This window comes from Rhizobium sp. CB3090 (genome assembly GCF_029714285.1).
GTDB lineage: Bacteria > Pseudomonadota > Alphaproteobacteria > Rhizobiales > Rhizobiaceae > Rhizobium.
The window spans coordinates 53003-71991 of the sequence record NZ_CP121664.1; the positions used below are offsets into that span (position 1 = coordinate 53003).

An 18989-nucleotide genomic window follows, 5' to 3' on the forward strand; every position below is an offset into this window, starting at 1 on the left:
AATAAATAGGGCAGGCTGTGCCGTTCAAACCAAACAAACGACCGAGCAAAAGAAGCCTGCGAGGAACGCTACCTCATAGGTCCGCGATACCGGAGCACCTTCGTCAACGCGAACAATCTCCCGAGCATGATCTCCCGATCGAAACCGCAGGCTACGAGCAATGTTCGCGAGCCCGACAAATAGAGGGCGGAACCCGAAGCCGTGTCCGTCTTCTGTATAATAGCGTGAGACGCCTTCCGAGAGGACCAGTTCGATCGCGCGTCCGTGATCGGTCAAGTCAGCGTATGCCGGGTTTGACTTCAAACTCGCAAGGACGCCAACACCGTGGTCGGCGACGATAAATTCAAACCTTTTTGGCTCGAGACTGAAGGCGATATAGCCAGTGTCGCTCTTTTGGCTGTGGTCAACGACATTGCTCCAAAGTTCATCAATAGCTGCAAGAAACTTGCCGCTGTGGTCGTTTGAAAATCCAGCATTGATGCTCAGGCGCTTTAGCCGGTTGATCATGTCCGTCCAAACGAGTGGGTTGGAGATCATCGTCGAAACGGGCACTAGCCCGAAGGGGTGCGGGTCTTCGACAAGCCACGGCATCTCTCCGTGTGTGATGAAGCGCCGGAAGTGCCGCGGATCCAGCCATTCCGACTCTGACTGTTCCAGCAGAAGCTTCGGGAAGATATGGACGAGCTCAAGAAAGGCCCCTACAGACTGAGCAGTGCAGGGGGGAATATCCGCGTTGTCGATGGCGCCGCTCTGCAACGCCAGAGAAATATCCTCGACGAGATCAAGTGTGAGCGTTTCGATGAATCACCTTTAGACTGACGCCATATCATGGTCATAAAAGCGCCCGCGAAGAAAGAGGTTCTGTTCGCTTAGGTTGTGTCGCAGCATATCGTCGACTTCGGAGGGGATCTTTGTCTGAGTCGCAACCCACTCAAGCTTTGTATTACCGGAACGCTTTGCACGCTGGCGCTTTATCGTCTTCATATAAGCCATCGTATCAATGTAGATCACCTTCCGGAAATCCGGCTGAAGGTGGGCTATGACGTCTGGGTCTCCGCGGACAATGATATCGAGCGGCCGGTCAGCGGTCTGAGCGATCTTACGCAAGCCGTCGATATGAAACTTACGGCGCGCCTTCTTACCTGCGCCTGTGATGAATTCGTAGGCGATGATACCGACCTCGCTCCGCGAGCGCACGAAATCCGCCCAACGCTCGAAGTCTTTCAATGTCCTCGAGTTAACGTGGAGAGCGCAGGCGATGCCATGCTTCTCAAATTCACTCCAGACTATCGCAATGCGTTTCATCGCGTGCAAGTCATCTGTCCGCGGCTTGTCAAGCACAAGACTGAAGTTTGGAGCGGTGACAAGCTGAATGTCCAAATCACGAAGTTGCCGAAGGACGTTGGAGCGGCGATCTTGCAAAGTCCACCAAGGCTCGATCCTTTCGTCATGATCGACGCCGCTGAGGATGAGGTCAGCCGACGGATCGATCTTGAACGCTTGGCAAAGATGATCGCGTGTGCGAAAACGAACCTCGCCACGGGCAAAATCAACCACATCGTGAAACCTCAGAGCAAAGGCTGATCCGGATACGGGGCGATCCCGACCGGTCCGATGGTAGATCAATTGCACGACGTCGTGCTCGATTGTCCGATAACTTCCGGTCACGCGCGGAATATTTGCGAGATCGAATCCAAGGATTTCACGCAGCTGATCGACGTACTGGACCGGATTTTTCACGCAAACATTAGCGCACTCGTTTGGCTTCCCACAACAAAAGTCCAGACAATCCAAGATCGAATCCCGCACCGATAGTCCCCCGCACCACTCAAATTTCGTGCAGTTTCCGCATCCGAGGGCGAGCGAATGCGCAAACGGATCATCCGTGAGCGCGCGCACAAGTACTTCATTGCTACGTGGATCTAGCAAAGCGACACCTCCGCTTTGCCCGAGAGTTTCATGACGCGTCGAACAACTCCGCCGGCCGTACCGCCGCTGTTTGAAAGATTGGTCAGGACCTCAGGGCTGGGCTTTTCGTAGACGCCAACGACGTTGTTGTCGCTGCTTACGGTGATCGAGGCTTTGCTTAACTCAATAATCAGCCTGTCACCTTCTTTTACGACCGCGCCCTTCTTAAGCGAGATCATGGCGCAGCGGGGCTGATCGGTGGGCTGCTGCGTAAACAGGTCGGGCGTCGCGAGTTCGACGCGCTTTCGGTCTATATGCTTTCGTATCGTCGTTCGAGTTCGCGTCAGAAACTCAATTCCCATTAGCGCGCTCCGTTAACAATGGACGGTAGTATTTCGATCTACCCTTGGTGTATTCCCGAATGATTCCGCGTGATGCTAAGCCAGTCAAACGGTTATTCCATGCCGTCGTACTTTTAGTTTTTTCGACCTCGCCGAACTGTTCCATCAAAGAGTTGGCATCGACTTCATCGAACTTTAAGACAAGTTCGAAGGTCATCTGTTGCTTTGGATCGAGGCTGCCAACCAGCTCGACGTTCGACGTGACACCGTCATCCGTAAGCTCACAGGCTACGATGGCGTCGTTCTTGGCATGAGCTATTACCGACAGTTCATCCCAGACATCGGAATTCGCGTTGGCAACGACCGGGTAATAGGACGAGCTCTTCGTTCGCAGATAAGCCTTAAGGGCAAAGACAGACTCGCGAAGATAACTCGCGGTGGCCACCGCTACACCACCGAAGTCCAGGAAGAGCGGTTGCGGAATGACGATTTCGTCCGGGATACTTTTGATCATCTCGGCGAAAGCGATCTTCCCATTAACGGCTCCCGCAAGGACGGGATTATCGGATACTTGTATCAACGAGATTCTCACAATGCTCACCTTTCTCACGTGATATAGGTGAGATATAGGGATTACAGGTCAACTCGTCAAGAGTAGCCCGGCCGAGGGGCATTCCGGTCAATTTGCACTAGCGCGATCGAAGGAAATACGCCTACGGACCAAACTAGGCGAAAAGCTCGATTATTTGAATTTTTCCCCGACGTGACCGATGCCGTTCCGCGTAAGCCATTGAAAACGATGTTGATTTCACAAGTTCTATTTTAAAAAATTAATTCGGCAAAAAATGTTGACATCTTGGACGCCTCGATGTTATAAGAACAATGGGTCTATCTAACCTCATGGTGGTTGACTAGCGTATGTGCATGGACTATTCTAGTCCTGGTCGCGTTTTTCTCAGAAAAATTCGATTCTTTGCCACCTTGCTTCGGCAGGGCGCATCGACGCGTGTTCAACTAACGATGAGGTTCAATGAAAGAGATAGAGTTTATCGGGCGGGCAGAAAAAGAGTTCCGCAAACTGCCCCGAAAGATACAGGAACGGTTCGCTCTCGACGTGGATGCTCTGAAAAACGGAAAGAAGCCGTTCTCAGAGACAACCAACATCAAGGAGAGCGTAGGACCAGGTGCGATCGAACTGAAGCGAAACGGTCGCCCGGCACACAGACTGGTCTACGTTGAGGATGAAGACACGATCTACATCCTCCACGCGTTCGAAAAGACAACCAACGATGTGGATAAGCCGGCGATGAAAACGGCAAAAATCCGCTACAAAGAGATGGTCAAGCTGATCGAAAAGCGCAAAAGAGACCGCAGGGACTAGGCTGCGACTTGGACTTCGCAGGTCACTTTGTGATCTGCGAAGGACGGCTTTAGGCGAACATCCAGCTTGGCGAGGAAGCCAATCAGTTTGTCAGCCGAAAAACGGTCGATCTTTCCACGCATCAGATCGCTGACACGCGGTTGTGGGAGTTCGAGAGCTTTCGCAATGTCCGCCTGCTTCCAGCCGCGATCTTCGAACAGGTCGCGCAGGGTAATCATGAGGTCGGCGCGGAACTTCATGTCGGCAGCTTCCGAAGCGTTGTCCGATATGACATCGAACAGGCTTGTGACGCGCTTTATCATTGAATTTCCTTGAGTGAATATATAAGATTTGGCATATTTATGCGACGTCGCCCGAAATGTCAACAATTTAGATAATCAATTTTAGCCGCCAGCTGACGGCACAATGGAGACGTCGACGAAGTTGAGAACGGCCGCCGGTTGATGATGAGCCTCTGCCCGGGCACGTAGGCGTTGTCGCCGCTGCGGGAAACATAGTCGGCGTCAGCGTTCGGAAATTTATCCGAAATCGATATGGTAATTGAAGTCAGGCGCCAGTTAAGCTCGGAGCGTCCAATTTGCGTGCAGAGCGGGTAATTTCCTCTAGGTGGTGTGAGACAGTGGCAGTGTCGGGAGGTTTGAAAGAAAATACAAATAGATAGCTTTTACTTTTGGCGGGTCGATGGTTCGATTCCGCTCAAGGCGATCATTTGCCCTAAGCAATAGGAAGATCGCAGCGGACGCTGACAAGGACCATAGATCATTCACTTAACCGGCCCGTCGAGCAGATCCCAGGGATACCTGCGGGTACCATTTAACCTATTTCGCCTTGCTTGTGGCTATTCAATCTCAAGCGTATGCCCTCCCTTGGCAAACTCCGCCTTTATATCATCTAATATCGCTTGCTTTTCTGCAGCCGAAATCGGCAAGGCTTGGTCAGGTGGATCCCAGAAATCGATGGTGTCTGAAAAGACCGCAAAGCCAAGCTTGTCGTTTCCTGGAAAGAACATCTCCCCCTGCACCGTTGCAATGCGGTCCAAAATCTTCACCTTGATATGGCCTCGTGATACATCAAGGATCATGGCTTACCTCGCGTAAAGATGACCTTACTAGCGCCCGTCGCAGGGTCAATAGTAATGATTTGCGTAACTTTAGGATTGTTCATCAAGGCGGGGAGCTCGGCGGTTTCCCAGACGTTGCCCGGCCGAAGGCTTGAGCCAATGACCGCGCGAACTGTTCCCGAGGCACCGGCAGCATATAGCGCGGAAATATTCTGCCACGCTTGGACAACCGCAGGATTTGAGGCGTCCCATGCTGGCATCTGGACGCCATTTTGCCCAATTAACGTCTCAAGTGTCGTACCGCCGTTCTCCAGGGCAATTTGGGCGGCGACGTCTTGACCGCCAACACTGCCAGTTCGACCTGACCAGAAGAACGCAGTATTCGGTTGCGTCGCAACCGGATTGTTCGTGGCCGTAGAACCCAAACCACTCGACTGCTGGAAGTATGTGACACCGCTATTGCCACCCACGGCTATGGCATTGCCGCCACTATCGAGCGTGACGTATTTCCCGGTCGTTTCACCACTCGGACCGAGTTCCTCATAGACCGGCTCACTGCCGTTGTATGTGGTACCGACGCTGCGGAACAGACCGCCTGAGCCATTTATAGCGATGCCGTCGCTCTGGTTGAGCCAGTTGAGGCTCTCCGGCAATCTCACCTGACTTGGGGATGTAATCGATGGAGGCAGCCTCGGACCATTTAAGGCTTCAAATTCGTCCAGTAGATCATCCCACGTTCTAAATTCGTCTTCAGTTTCGGGGTCGACCTCCTGCCCAGTCTCACTGACGACGGTTTTGTCCTCGGAGCTGAGGACGGTGATCTTGGGGCCGATCTCAACAATCCCTATGATCGCGCGCGCCAGATCGGACGAAATTGTGCCGTATGAAGGGTCGACGCCAGAGCATATGCTGCCGTTACTCTGCTTCGCGCAGCTGATAAGCGCTGTCTGAAGCTTCGGGTCCTTCAGGCTCAACAGAATGTTGCGCGCCGTCTGACCATCACTGGACGATATCTTCCGATCGGCGACCATCTTATCGAGCGCATTGCCGATTGCCTGCATCAGCGTCTGGCCGGCATCCACGGCCGCCTGCAGGCTCTGAACCGAGATATACGGCTCCAGATCGATATGCTTGTCCTTGGTGACGACGTTCTGCTGGGTGGGATTGGTGTTGATCTGGTCGACCGCTCCCGTCTGCCCACTCTGTTCAAGGGCGGCCTGCCGATCCGGATTACGGATGGTGATGTTGCCAGCCCCGCCGCTGCCACTGATCGTCGCCTTGACAGACTGCTCGACATCATCGAGCTGGTACTTGCCCTCAGCACTGCTGTTGTTCTGCGTCTTGCCGTTTGCATCGGCGCCGCCATAGAGATCGATATTGGCGTCGACCTGATAACCCTGGTATTTTTGCGAACCGACGAAGTCGGACCAAGTCAAGGTGCCGGTGTCGAGGTTCACCTGGCCATTGGTGGAGATCAGGCCTGCCGCCGTCAGGTTGGTGTTCTCGCCGACGGTGATGTTCTGATCGCCGGTGGAATAAAGGCCGGCCGGCGTGTCGATCCAGTTGGTGGAGCCCTTGCCGGAGCCGAAGCCCGGCTGCACGCCGCCAAGGGTGAGTCCGCCAAGCGCCGTGCCGACATTGCTTGCCGTCAGCAGGTCCTGACCTTCCGTCTTGCCGATCGTGCCTCCGGTAAAGGAGAAACCGAGCGAGGAAGAACTATTCGACTGGGCGCCGGTATTCGGCGTCGAGATGATGGAAAGATTGCCACCGACATCACCGTCGATCGTATCGGCGGAGAAGACGGTGTTGTTGAGCGTCGTGTCGCCCTTCGAGACGAATTTGATGTTGTTCGAGGCGCTGACGGACGAGATGACCTGCGTCGTCGAGGAGCTGGACGATTTCGATTGGCCGGCCGACACACTGGCTGTCGGCGTGATGCCGGTCGCGCCACCTATGCCGACGCCGACGGAAACGCCGATGCTGGCGCCAGCGGACTCGCTGCGTGAGGAGGCATCGCTTGTCGCTTGCGCACCGGCCATGTCGATATTGTTGGCCGAGATCAACACGCTGCCGTTCATCGGGTCGGCGGCGTGATCCGGGCTTGCTTGCGCCGAGATCTGCAGGCCGCGGCTCACAAAATCGCCGTTGGTGGAGATGTCGACGGAGCTGCCCGAGATCGTCGGCAGCACCGGCGTCGAACTCGAAACCGAGGTCTCGGTCTTCGAATAGGTAAAGCCGGCCGTCAGTGAGACGGAGGCGAGATTGCCGGCCGCGACGCTGTCCTTGAGATTGGAGAGCGCCTCATAGGCCTTCATGCCGGCAAAGGCGACGTTGGCGGCCGAATAACCATCTGTGACATTGCCGAGTTTGGACGCGAGGTTCTCGATGCTTTGCCCGGCGCTAACGAAGCTCGAGGAGACACCGACGCTGACGCCGGCAAAGAAGCTGGTGGCCACTTCGTCGAAATTGGTGACGTCGTTGCCGGAGAGGATATTGACGCCATTCGCGCCGCTGATGGTCACACCGCCGCCTGCGGCGATCTGACCGGCTTGGTCGTTAAAAGTATCGCCCGCCTTAAGTGTGATGTCGCCGCCAGCGTTGATCGTCGAGACCGCATTGGTATCGGCGCTTTGATTGACTTGGTCGGTGAAGCGGCCAACGCCGATGCCGATCGACGCGCCGCCACCGCTGGTCGAGACCTGGATGCCGAAGCCGGAGCGCTTGTCGCTCTTCGAGGTATCATCGCTTTCATGCCCCGGCAGGATGTTGATATCGCCGGTGGCCTTACCCGTGACATCGCCGTTGGTCGCCGCGATCGAGGATCCGATGATGTTGAGATCGCCCTTGGTGGCGTTGAGCATGATGTTGCCATTGGCGGCAGTGAGTTTCGACCCGACGTTATCCGTTGAGCTTTCGCTGATCGTCTTATCGTGGCTGCCGTAAATCGAGATAAACCCGCCGCCCGAACCGACGCCGATGCCTGACTTCTTCGTCTGCTTGTCGCTCTCGTGCTCTTCCTCTGCCGCCATGACGGTGACGGTCGAGCCGGAGAGGCTGAGATCATTGCCGGCGGTGACGCGCGATCCGGAGATGACGGTCTCACCGCCAGCGGCGACGTTGACGTTGCCGGATGCCGTAATGGAGGAGCCGACGGCATCCTCGTCGTAGGTGTGCGTATGGGTCTTCTTCGACGACAGGAAACCGCTCGACTTACTGTCGGAGGTCGTTTCCTCCGTATCCTTGCCGGAGGCGACGACGATGTTGCCGGCAGCACTGACCTTGGCATCGGCGGTGTGGTTTGCGTCGCCAGCGGTGACATCGGAAGCCGAGATCGTGACGTTGCCGCCGGTGGAGGCGATGCTGACGCCGGTCTGGCCGGAGATCGTCGATCCCTCAGCCGTGGTCGTCGTCTCGCTGCTCTTGGTATTTCCGGACTTGCTGGTGGAAGAAGCACTATCGGTTGCTTCACCAATGGTGATGTCACCCTTGGCGACCAGGGTGGCGGTGCCTCCCTTGGCGACGATATCGGACCCGATGACGCTGAGATTGCCGGCATCAGCCTCGACGGTCACTTTGCCATTCTCGGAGGTGATCGACGAGCCGTTGCTGCTGACCGAGGTTGAGGACGAGCTGCCGCCCTTGTAGCCGGTGGCCAGGCCGGCGATCGTCTTCGACTGGCTGGTGGTCTGATCTTCAGTCGCCGTGATCGCAATGTTGCCGCTCGCCGAGACGATGCCGAGATTGCCCTTGGCATCGAGCGTCGAGCCGGCGATCAAGACGCCCTGATTGCCGGAGACCAGCATGGCGCCGCCGGCGATCAGCGACGAGCCCTGCTGGATCTGGCTGGTGGTCGTGGTGATGGTGCCGCCTTGGGCAAGGCTCAGCCGGTCCTTGGTGAGGACGGTGTTCTCAACGCCGGCGGAGATGATGTTGACCGAACCGTTCGAGGAGAGGACGGAGAGATCGCCGCCGACTTTGGCGGAACTTGCGATAATGTTGACGCCATTCGTGCCGGCGATGGAAAGGTTGCCGCCGGTCGTCACCGTGGTACCGATGAGAGCCTGCGTGCCACCATTGTCCTGCTTGACGGCACCAAGCGTCACGGTCTTGCCGGAAAGCTCGGCCGAGCCGCCGGCCGCCACCTTGGTGCCGGTGAGCGTCAGGCTGCCGGCGCCGGCATCCATCTTCAGATTGCCACCGGCGGTGACCCCGCCATTGGCGGCAACGACGGTCTGGCCGCCGATGTTCATCGTCTGGGCGGCCAGCGTGATGCCGTTGGTGGCATTGAGGTTCATGTTGCCGCCGGCGAGGAAGACGCCGCCATTGGCCTTGATGTCGGTGGCATTGATGGTCATGCCGTCGGCGGCAGCGATCGCGCCGGAATTGTCGACGGAGCCGGCATCGATGCTGACCGTGTTGCCGGCAATGACGGCGCCGCCGCTATTCACCTTGGCGCGGTCGGCGGCCGAGAGATAGACGACCGGCACCAGCACCTGCGCCCCGTCGACGATCTCGGTCTGGTAGATGACGATCGACTGGGTGAGCGACGCCGCCTGCTCGGGCGTCAGCCCCTGGCCGAGGGCAAGGCCGTTGGCCTCGGCATAGGCGACACCATTGTCGAGAAGCGTCTTCATCTGATCGGTGGCATTGTTGCCGGGGATGAAGGAGCCGGCGCCGAGGCCATCGCCGACCAGTTGCCGCAACTGCTCGTCAATGAGCTGGTTGTCGAAATAGGCGTCGCCGAGGAAGGGAACCTGCGTCTCCGGCGTATAGCCGATCCGGTCGATAAAATAGGCCGAGCCGTAGAACTTCGATACGTCGAGGAAGGCTGCCCGCGTTTCGAACAGGAAGACCTGGCCCGGCACCGTGCCGCCGACGCCGCCGGACTGCGGCTTGGCAAGTGCGGCGAGCTGAGCGCCGTTTACCTGCAGCATCTGGGCAAGATTGCCGCTGTTGCCGATGGCGGCGGTGAGCTTGCCCATCAGGCTATTGGGATTGACCGAGGCGCCACCGGTGGTCAAGGCAGTCGAATTGATCGAAGGTCCGCCGGCGGCGGTCACGCCGTTGCCGCTCAGCGAGGCGCTACCATTCGCCGTCAGGCTGCCGCCGCTAATCGAAACGCCGTTAGCGACAGCCACGCTGTTCCCGTCCACTGAGGCGCTGCCATTCGCCGTCAGGCTACCGCTACTGATCGAGGTGCTGCCTGCAGTCAGGCTGCTGCCATTGACCGTCGGACCGCTGGCAATCGTTGTGCTGGTGCTTGCAAGCGACGGGCCGCTACTGAGGCTGGCACCCCCATTGGCGGCGACGCTGGCGAGTGCAGCATTGACGTTGAACAGGGCGCCGCCGGCCGTCATGCTATTCAAGGCGCCGAGCGGATTGCTCGCGGTTGCCGGCGCATCGATGGCAACCCCGCCGTTGATCGAGCCATTGGCGGCGACGTTGTTGACCGTGCCGCCGCCATTGATGACGAGCGCGCCCCGCGCCTCGATGACGCCCGAGATCGCGCCGATCGCCTGTAGGCTCACCGTGGAGCCGGCGGCAAGGTCCTTGGAAGCGTCACGATTGCCGTTGGGATTGTCGGAATAGGTGAGCGACGGATCGTTGCCGCCGATGCAGGGATTGTTGGGGCCGCTGCAATCCGGACCGCCTTGCGTCGTATCGGATTTGATGACGTCAGGATAATATTGGCAGGGCGTAGAGCTGTCGCAGGTGGTCGTAGTGGTGCGGTTCAGCGTCGTGCCGTCATTGGTCAGCGTGCCGGCGACGGTCAGCAGCATGTTGCTGTCGGACTCGATCGAGCTATAGGCGTTGGTCAGATTGATCGCATTGATGGTCAGGGGACCACCGGCACGGATCTTGGCCGAAGCGCCGGCGCCCGAGATCAGTTGATCCTGCGAGACGATCTGGCTCACCAGATGGTCGACGGTCTCCGTCCAGGCATAGGTCGGCTCATGTTGTCCCGAGCCGGTGCCGCACCGCGTCTCGCACTTGTAGGTCTCGGTGATCAGATCATAAGCGCTGAGGATGGTGTTGGAGATCTGCACATTGCGCTGGATCACCGGTCCGGAGGTCGTGGTGTTGGTCAGACCGTTGGTCAGGATCGACATGCTGCCGCCGGACTGAATGAGGCCGGCGTAGTTGACGACGGCGCCATTGCGACCGCCGCCTGGCCCTGCAATGGCAAGACCATTACCGGACAGCAGAGCTCCCTGGTCATTCGTGAGCACGCCGCCGACAAAGAAGTTGGCGTTGTTGCCGGCAAAGACGAGGCCGGAGGGGCTGTTGTAGAAATCCCCTGATACGTTGAAGGTGAGATCGTTGCCGGCGGCGAGCTGACCGGCATTACCGAGCGACGGCAGATTAAGCGTCAGGTCGTGCGCGGCAAGCAGCGAGGTGCCGGCCGTCGTGGTAAGGCCTGCGGCGGAAACGGTGATGTCGCCTGAGCCGCCACCGTTGGTGACGGCGCTGACGTCAGCATTGGAGAGGTCGGCGTTGCCGGAAAGATTGAGTGTCAGGCCGCCGAAGACGAGATTGCTGCCGGAGAGGTTGGCGGAGGATGCGTTGACGATCAGCGTGCCGGCGCCGGCAATCGCGCTGCCCCGGCTGCCGGAAAGATCGAGGGCGCCGGTGTTGAGGGTGAGATTGCCGCCGACACGGGTGGTGCTGGTATAGCTGATGGAACCGGGTGCGGTGAGCGTGGCATTGCCGAGGCTCTGCAGGCTGGCATAGCCGATGTTCTGCGTTGCCGTGGCGGCAACACTGCCGCCGGAGAGCAGCACGTTGGCGTTGATGCTGCCGCTGGAGGCGGCAAGTGTCATCGCGCCGGTGTGCTGCAGCATCAGGCTGCCGCCTGAGGCCGCACTGGTGGCGGCAAAGTCGACGCCGGACACCAGGCTGTTGATTGTCATCGACCGGGCAGCAAGATTGGCGTTGCGCGCGGCCAGCGACTGGCCGCTAAGCGTGATCGCATTGCCGGCATTTACCGTCAGGTCGCCATGGGCAACGGCATTGGTGCTGACATTGCCCGCCGCATTGGCGGTGATGCTGCCGGCGGCCATCAGGCTGCTGACAGAGATGTCGCCGGACGTCGCCTGCAGCGTCAGATCACCCGCATTGCCGAGAACGATATTGCCGCTTGCCGATTGGCTGGTGGCGGTAAAATCGACGCCGGCGACGATGACGTTGCCGCTGATGCTGGATCCGGTGATCGAGACGTCGCTGGCGCCAAGAAGCTGGCCGTTGATCGCAATCGCGCCGGGGCTGGTGGACGAGCCGATCGCCACCGTGCCGTGGCTGGTGATATCGCCGCCGGTAAGGGCGCTGGCCGCCACATCGAGACTGCCGGCGACGATCAACGTGCCGGCCGTGACGCTTGTCGCAACGATGTCGAGATCGCCACTAGATCCGAGAGCGATGGCGCCGTTGGACGATTGCGCGGTAGAGGCAAAATCGACGCCGGTGACGGCCTGACCGACCTGGACGGCCTGGCCGGAGAGCGAGACATCATCGGCGCTCAGAAGCTGGCCGGTGACAATGACACTGCTGCTGCCGGCAAGGGTGACATCGCCATGGGCGGTGACGGCGCCGGCTGTAATGGTGGCAGCGCTGGCGTCGATATCGCCGGCCGACAGCATGGTCGACGTTGCAAGACCGGCGGAGGCGTAAAGATCCATGGCGCCGGACGATGCCAGCACGATACTTCCGCCGGCGGCATTGGTCGCGGCAAAATCGATGCCGGAGATCAGGGTGGGGGCGCTGATGCTGCCGCCATTGATGGTGAGGTTGCCGGCGGCAAGCACCTGGTTGCTGACATCGACATTGCCGAGAATACCGACCTTACCGTGGCTGGTGATGCTGTCGGCCTGAAGATTGGCCGCCTGTGCGGTAAAGTCGCCGGCCGACAACATGGTTTGCGAGACGATATCGCCTGTCGCGGTGAGGTTCATGGCACCCGATGATCCGAGCACGATATTCCCGCCGGCCGCGGTGGTGGCGGCAAAGTCGATGCCGGAGATCAGCACCGGCGCGCTGATGCTGCCGCCGTTGATGGTGAGATCACCGGCGGCGAGGATCTGGCTGGTGACATCGACGTTGCCGTTGATCCCGACCTTACCGTGGCTGGTGATGCTGCCGGCCTGAAGATCGGCAGCCGTCGCCGCAAAGTCGCCAGCAGACAGGATGGTGCCGGCTGTGGCATTGCCGGAGACGGTGAGGTTCATGGCGCCCGATGATCCGAGCACGATATTGCCATTGGCAGCGGCCGTGCTTGCGAAATCGACACCGGAGACGATGGCGCCGGCGGTGATGCTGGAACCGGAGATGGTGATATCGCCGCCGCCAAGAACCTGGCCATTCACTGTGGTCGCGCCAGCAAGCGTGATGTCCTGGTGCCCGGTGATCGCGTCGGCAGTGACAGTGGCCGCGCTGACATCGATGGCGCCGGCAGCCTGCATGGTCGATGCCGCGGCGTTGCCGCTGACCGCAACCGTCAGATCGCCTGCCTGGCCAAGCACGATATCACCGCCGGCAGCATTGGTGGCGTCAAAGTCGATGCCGGCGACAAGGGTTTGGGCACTTAAGCTCTGGCCGGTGATCAGCACATTGCCGGAGCCGAGCACCTGACCATTGACGACGATGGCGCCGCCGAGCGTCACATCGCCATGCGCCGTCATGGCATCGGCAGTGACGGTCGAACCGGCAGCGCTGAGATCGCCCGCCGACAGCAAGGTGCCCGTATTGATGTCGCCGGCCGAGGTCAGCGTCAGATCGCCACTGCTGGCAAGGACGATGTTGCCACCGGCGGCCACCGTTGCGTCGAAGTCGACGCCGGAAACGAGCGCACCGGCCTTGATGCTGGAACCGGAGATGTCGATGGCGCCGCCACCGAGGACCTGGCCGCTGACGGCAGTGGCGCCGGAAAGGGTGATGTCCTTGTGGCCGGTGATCGCGTCAGAGGTAACGGAAGCTGCACTGATGTCGATTGCGCCGGCGGCCTGTGTGGTCGACGCCGCGGCGGCGCCGCTGACCGAAATGGTCAGGTCGCCGGTTTGGCCAAGGACGACATTGCCACTAGCGGCATTGGTAGCGTCGAAATCGATACCAGCGATGAGGGTCTGGGCCGACAGGCTCTGGCCGGTGATCGACACGTTGCCGGCACCAAGAATCTGGCCGCTAACGCTGATCGCGCCCCCGAGTATCACATCACCATGCGAGGTTACCGCATCGGCGGTGACGATAGTGCCGCTGGCATTGAGATCGCCGGCCGACAGCAGCGTGCCGGCGTCGACATTACCGGTCGAGGTAAGCGTCAGATCGCCACTGCCGGCAAGGACGATATTGCCGCCGCCGGCGGATGTGGCAGCGAAGTCGACGCCGGAAACCACGGTGCCGGCCTGGATGCTGGAGCCGGAGATACTGACATCTCCGCCACCCAGGACTTGACCGTTAATCCTGGTCGCACCGGAAAGGCTGATGTCCTGATGACCAGTGATCGTGTCGGCGGTGACGGTGGCGCCGCTAACATCGATGACGCCGGCGGCCTGGATCGTCGACGCCACAGCCGCGCCGCTAGCGGAGACCGTTAGGTCGCCGGTCTGGCCAAGGACGATATTGCCGCTAGCGGCCTTGGTGGCGTCGAAGTCGATGCCGGCGACAAGGGTCTGTGCTGACAGGCTTTGGCCGGTGATCGAGACGTTGCCGGAGCTCAGAACCTGGCCGCTGACGTCGATCGCGCCGCCGAGCATGATATCGCCATGGGCTGTGACGGAATCCGCGCTGACACTGGTGCCCGTCACGTTGAGATCGCCGGCCGACAGCAGCGTGCCGGCATCAACGATCCCCGTCGAAGCAAGGGTCAGATCGCCGCCGTTGGCAAGGACGATATTGCCGCCGCCAGCAGACGTGGCGGCGAAGTCAACGCCGGAAACGACGGCGCCGGCCTTGATGCTGGAGCCGGAGATGTCAATGTTGCCGCCGCCGAGGACTTGGCCGCTAATGTCTACGCGACCGCTTGCGGTCGTCGTGCTGGTCGCGCCGGCAAGGGTGATATCCTTGTGACCGGTGATCGCGTCAGAGGTAACGGACGCTGCAGTGACGTCGATCGCACCGGCCGCCTCAATGGTCGAAGCCGCGGCAGTGCCGCTGACCGAAATGGTCAGGTCGCCGGTTTGGCCGAGGACGATATTACCGCCAGCCTCATCGGTCGCGTCGAAGTCAATGCCAGCAATCAGGGTCTGCGCTGAGAGACTCGGGCCAGTGATCGATACGTTTCCGGAACCGAGGATTTGGTCGGTAACACTGATGGCGCCGCCGAGCGTCACGTCGCCATGGGCGGTAATGCCGTCCGCCGTGATCGTCGAACCGGTGGCACCGAGATCACCGGCGGAGAGCAGCGTGCTGGTATTGATCATCCCGGTCGCGGTGAGGCTCAGATCGCCGCTGCTGCCGAGCACGATGCCGCCGCCAGACGCAGCCGTCGCGGCGAAGTCGACACCGGAGACGATGGTGCTGGCGATGATGCTGGAGCCGGAGACGGTGATGTCCCCGCCACCGAGGACCTGGCCATTGACAGTCGTTGCGCCGGCAAGCGTGATGTCTTTGTGACCGGTAATCGTGTTAGCGGTGACGGTGGCTGCACTGACGTCGATAGCACCCGCAGCCTGGATCGTCGACGCTGCCGCGGCGCCGCTGACCGCCACCGTCAGATCGCCGGTTTGGCCAAGGACGATAGTGCCGCTAGCGGCATTGGTGGCGTCGAAGTCGATACCGGCGACCAGGGTCTGCGCTGACAGGCTCTGGCCGGAGATCGATACATTGCCGGAGCCCAAGATCTGGCCGCTGACGTCGATCGCACCGCCGAGCATCATGTCGCCATGGGCCGTGACGGCATCCGCGGCGACGGTGGTGCCCGTCGCATTGAGATCGCCGGCCGACAGCAGCGTTCCAACGTCGATATTGCCGGTCGAGGCCAGCGTCAGATCACCGCTTGTCGTTTGGACGATGGCGCCGTTGGCGGCAGCCGTTGCGGCAAAATCAACGCCGGAAACGATGGCGCCAGCCTTGATGCTGGAACCGGAGATATCGATGTTGCTGCCGCCAAGGACTTGGCCGCTTACGTTAGTCGCACCGGCAAGGGTAATGTCGTTGTGGGCGGTGATCGCATCCGCAGTGATGGTCGCGCCGCTGGCATTGAGATTGCCGGCCGCCTGTATGGTCGGCGCCGTGATGGCGCCGCTGACCGCAACCGTCAGATCGCCGCTGGATGTGAGCACGATCGTGCCGCCGGCGGCATTGGTGGCGTCGAAGTCGATGCCGGCGACGAGGGTCTGGGCCGACAGGCTTTGGCCGGTGATCAGCACGTTGCCGGCACCGAGAAGCTGATCGCTCACGCTGATGGCGCCGCCAAGCGTCATGTCGCCATGCGCCGAAACATTGTCGGCGGTGATGGTCGCGCCGTTGGCTGCGAGATCGCCTGAAGACAGCAGCGTTCCGGCAGTGAGCGCGCCTGAGGCTGCAAGCGTCAAATTGCCGGTTCCGGCGGCCGTTGTGCCAAGGACAATCGTGCCGCCGGCCGCGTTGGTGGCGGCGATATCGACGCCGGAGACAATGGCGTCGGCCGCAATGCTGGACCCGGAGACGCTAACATTGCCGCCACCAAGGACCTGGCCGCTGACATCGACGCGACCGCTGCCCGTCGCCGTGCCGCTGGCGCCGGCAAGCGTGATGTCCTTGTGGCCGGTGATGGTGTCGGCGGTGATCGTCTGGCCGACTGCATCGATCGCGCCTGCGGCAAGGATCGTCCCGATCTGGACGGCGCCGGCGCTATCGTCGATCGTCAAATCGCCGCTACTCGCCAGCACGATATTGCCGCCGGCCACCTTGGTCGCGGCAAAGTCGACACCGGAGGCTAGAAGATCGGCGCTGACGCCATTGGTATTGCCGTTGATGGTGATGGCGCCGGAACCGAGCAACTGGCTGGCGACATCGACGCCGCCATCGATGTCGACATTGCCGTGGCTGGTGAGATTCTCGGTCTTCAGCAGGTTGGCTTGAGCGGTGAGATCGCCGGCCGACAGCAGCGTGTCGACATCGATCATGCCGGCGGCGGTTAGATCGAGCGTGCCGACGCTCCCGAGAGTGATATTGCCGCCCGCCGCATCGGTGGCGGTAAAATCGACGCCGGAGGCGATCGTCGTTGCCTGAATGCCGGCCCCGGAGATAGTGATGTCACTGCCGCCAAGGATCTGGCCGCTGACATCCACGAGACCGTTTGCGGCCGTCGCGCCGGTGGCGTTGATTGTGATGGTGCCGTGGCCCGTGATGGTCTGGGCCGTCAGCGATGTCGCATCGACCGTGACGTTGCCGGAGGACAGCAGGCTTGCGGCATTGACCGCACCACCCGTCGCCGTCAGTTGCAGGTCGGCGGCACTTGCCAGCACGGTTTTGCCGGCCGCATCCGCCTGCGTTGCGGCGATGTCGAGGCCGGAGACGGTGGCGCCGCTCGAGATCGAGCGGCCGGTGGCGGCAATCTTGCCCTGGGCGAACACCGTGCCGGCAACGGAAATGTCGAGACCGGCGGTAAGGCCGATATTGTTGTAGCTCAACAGCGATGCGGCCGCGATCGCGCCGGAGGTCGCCGTGACCGACAATGCGCCCTTGCTGCTGACGGCCCCCGTGAGGCTGATATTGCCGGCCGACGCCGACAGTGACGCTATTCCACCGGCCGTGACATTCGCACCAGAGATGCCGCCCGCGGACGTCATCACGAGATTGGCGGCGCTATTGACGTCACCCGTCACGCTCAATAGGCCGGCGCCGCTCGACAAGGCGATATCGTCGTCGGCAGCAACCGATTGCAGCGTGATGCCGGAATCGGCCTGAATGGCGAGCTTTGCCTTCGAGGTCACCTTGGCCGCCGTCACCTTGGACTTCGAGGTGATGGAGACGCCCTGGCTGCCCGACACATTGCCGATCGAGATCTTGCCGTCCGCCGACAGCGTCAGATCCCCGGCATTGGCGGCCATGTCGCCGCTCATGTTGACGCCGGCGCCCTTCTCTGTGACGACGATCTTGATGCGGTCGGCCTGCATGGCGCCGAGCGCCGTGCCGTCGATAGCGTATTCCGGCGTGCCGGAGACGGAAGTTAGCGCCGTCGCCTCACCCGTCGCATAGTCGTATTTGTTCGCGCCGGCCGTCAGCCGCAGCGTCTTGCCATAAACCGGGCCGTTGACGTGAATGCTGCGGGAGACGACATCGAAGAGATCGACTGCACCGGGGCTGGCCGCAAAGTTGCCGCCGGCTCCCTCGAAGGTGACGTCGCCGCCATTGACGGTGAACCCCGTCAGGCTGCCATCGGCGCCGATGGTGGGTACACCGGTGGTCAGGGTGGCATGCGGCGTGTTGATGAAGCCGCAGCCATTGCAGGTAATTCCGTTAGGATTCGCTACTATGACGTCCGCTTTGGTCCCGAACACTTCCGTCGGGCCATTGAGCGCCGAGCGGTTGCCGCTGGTGACTTCGTTGAGGATCACCGAGGCCGGGTTCGAGGCATTGAGGTTCGGATTGCCCGGCGTGACACCGCCAAGGTTCGAGGTGCCTTGCTCGCCCTTGAAATTGTTAAGGATGGCGCCCTGGGTTCCGACGTTGAAATTGTCGTATTTGTTGTGCGACAATCCAGCCGCGTTTGGGGTGACGATGTCGACCAGCGGCACGCCGTTGGGAGCCGCTCCGACACTCGGCTGGTTGGCAACAGGTGCCGTCGTGCTTGCCGAGATCGATTGGGCGTTGGCGATCATCGGCTGCAAGAACAGAAGCGCGCTGAGGGTGACGGCAAGCGTTTGATGTCCAAGGCGCGCGAGCCGGTGAATGGCCTTACGTGCCCTCGACCGCAAGACGGTCCGCTCGTTGAACGATTTGCTGGAATCCCACCCGGAATGCTTGCCCACGATACGCTCTCGCCCTTTAGAGGCTGAGGCCACGTCTGCGGATCTCGCAGGAAAATGTAGCCTACATCTTGCCTCGCCCGGACCGCGTCATGCGGCACCATATTGATGGTTTTTCTTGATTGACTTGGAGGCGGACGTCAATTCACTACACGGATATGGAGAGCAAACTTCAGGGAATTCGCGTGAATTTGGTAAAGCCTGTGTGAATTTTACACCAACCACTATAGTGACACGACGGAGAACACGCGTCGCGGCTGATTCAGGTGCTTCAGGTCGAGTGGCGCGGCGACGGCGACGTACGTCAATACGGCACCTTGGTTTGAAGCATTTGTTTTAGTCAGCTGTGTGGATCC

General features: G+C 60.3%; 8 protein-coding genes. 1 reads left to right on the forward strand and 7 read right to left on the reverse strand.

Translation table 11 applies throughout. The features are described from left to right. Nucleotides 1-24 precede the first annotated feature (24 nt). The 4 genes from QA646_RS27135 to QA646_RS27150 all read right to left on the reverse strand — a co-directional run bounded on the left by QA646_RS27135 (nt 25) and on the right by QA646_RS27150 (nt 2829). Entirely contained in the window at nt 25-756 is a 732-nt protein-coding gene (locus tag QA646_RS27135) for a hypothetical protein (RefSeq protein WP_283060862.1), read from the reverse strand. Between the two features lie 54 nt (nt 757-810). Then, nucleotides 811-1740: a DUF4417 domain-containing protein gene (locus tag QA646_RS27140; RefSeq protein WP_283060863.1), complete on the reverse strand. Its 930-nt coding sequence runs from the start codon at nt 1738-1740 to the stop codon at nt 811-813. A 182-nt stretch (nt 1741-1922) separates the two neighbouring features. Next, the gene (locus tag QA646_RS27145; RefSeq protein ID WP_283060864.1) at nt 1923-2270 is read right to left on the reverse strand and encodes a hypothetical protein; all 348 of its coding nucleotides are present in this window, start codon (nt 2268-2270) and stop codon (nt 1923-1925) included. Next, nucleotides 2260-2829, reverse strand: coding sequence for a hypothetical protein (locus QA646_RS27150; RefSeq protein ID WP_283060865.1), 570 nt, complete (start codon nt 2827-2829; stop codon nt 2260-2262). Before QA646_RS27150 ends, QA646_RS27145 begins: the two co-directional genes overlap by 11 nt. Before the next feature lie 450 nt (nt 2830-3279). Between QA646_RS27150 and QA646_RS27155 the strand changes: the two genes are divergently transcribed. Then, the gene (locus tag QA646_RS27155) at nt 3280-3630 is read left to right on the forward strand and encodes a type II toxin-antitoxin system RelE/ParE family toxin (protein WP_283060866.1); all 351 of its coding nucleotides are present in this window, start codon (nt 3280-3282) and stop codon (nt 3628-3630) included. Here the strand turns inward: QA646_RS27155 and QA646_RS27160 are convergent. The 3 genes from QA646_RS27160 to QA646_RS27170 form a co-directional block, all read right to left on the reverse strand. Next, nucleotides 3627-3932, reverse strand: a complete 306-nt coding sequence (locus QA646_RS27160) for an XRE family transcriptional regulator (RefSeq protein WP_283060867.1) — start codon at nt 3930-3932, stop codon at nt 3627-3629. The two genes, QA646_RS27155 and QA646_RS27160, sit on opposite strands and share 4 nt — an antisense overlap. A 536-nt stretch (nt 3933-4468) precedes the next feature. Next, on the reverse strand, nt 4469-4711 hold the full coding sequence (locus tag QA646_RS27165; protein ID WP_283060868.1) for an Imm74 family immunity protein: 243 nt from the start codon (nt 4709-4711) through the stop codon (nt 4469-4471). After that, on the reverse strand, nt 4708-18636 hold the full coding sequence (locus QA646_RS27170; protein ID WP_283060869.1) for a hemagglutinin repeat-containing protein: 13929 nt from the start codon (nt 18634-18636) through the stop codon (nt 4708-4710). Before QA646_RS27170 ends, QA646_RS27165 begins: the two co-directional genes overlap by 4 nt. Nucleotides 18637-18989: the final 353 nt, after the last annotated feature.

Bases quoted from the DNA above. Each gene is read 5' to 3' on its own strand.
- QA646_RS27160 (WP_283060867.1), bottom strand. From the start codon at position 3,932: ATGATAAAGCGCGTCACAAGCCTGTTCGATGTCATATCGGACAACGCT.
- QA646_RS27145 (WP_283060864.1), bottom strand. From the start codon at position 2,270: ATGGGAATTGAGTTTCTGACGCGAACTCGAACGACGATACGAAAGCAT.
- QA646_RS27155 (WP_283060866.1), top strand. From the start codon at position 3,280: ATGAAAGAGATAGAGTTTATCGGGCGGGCAGAAAAAGAGTTCCGCAAA.
- QA646_RS27165 (WP_283060868.1), bottom strand. From the start codon at position 4,711: ATGATCCTTGATGTATCACGAGGCCATATCAAGGTGAAGATTTTGGAC.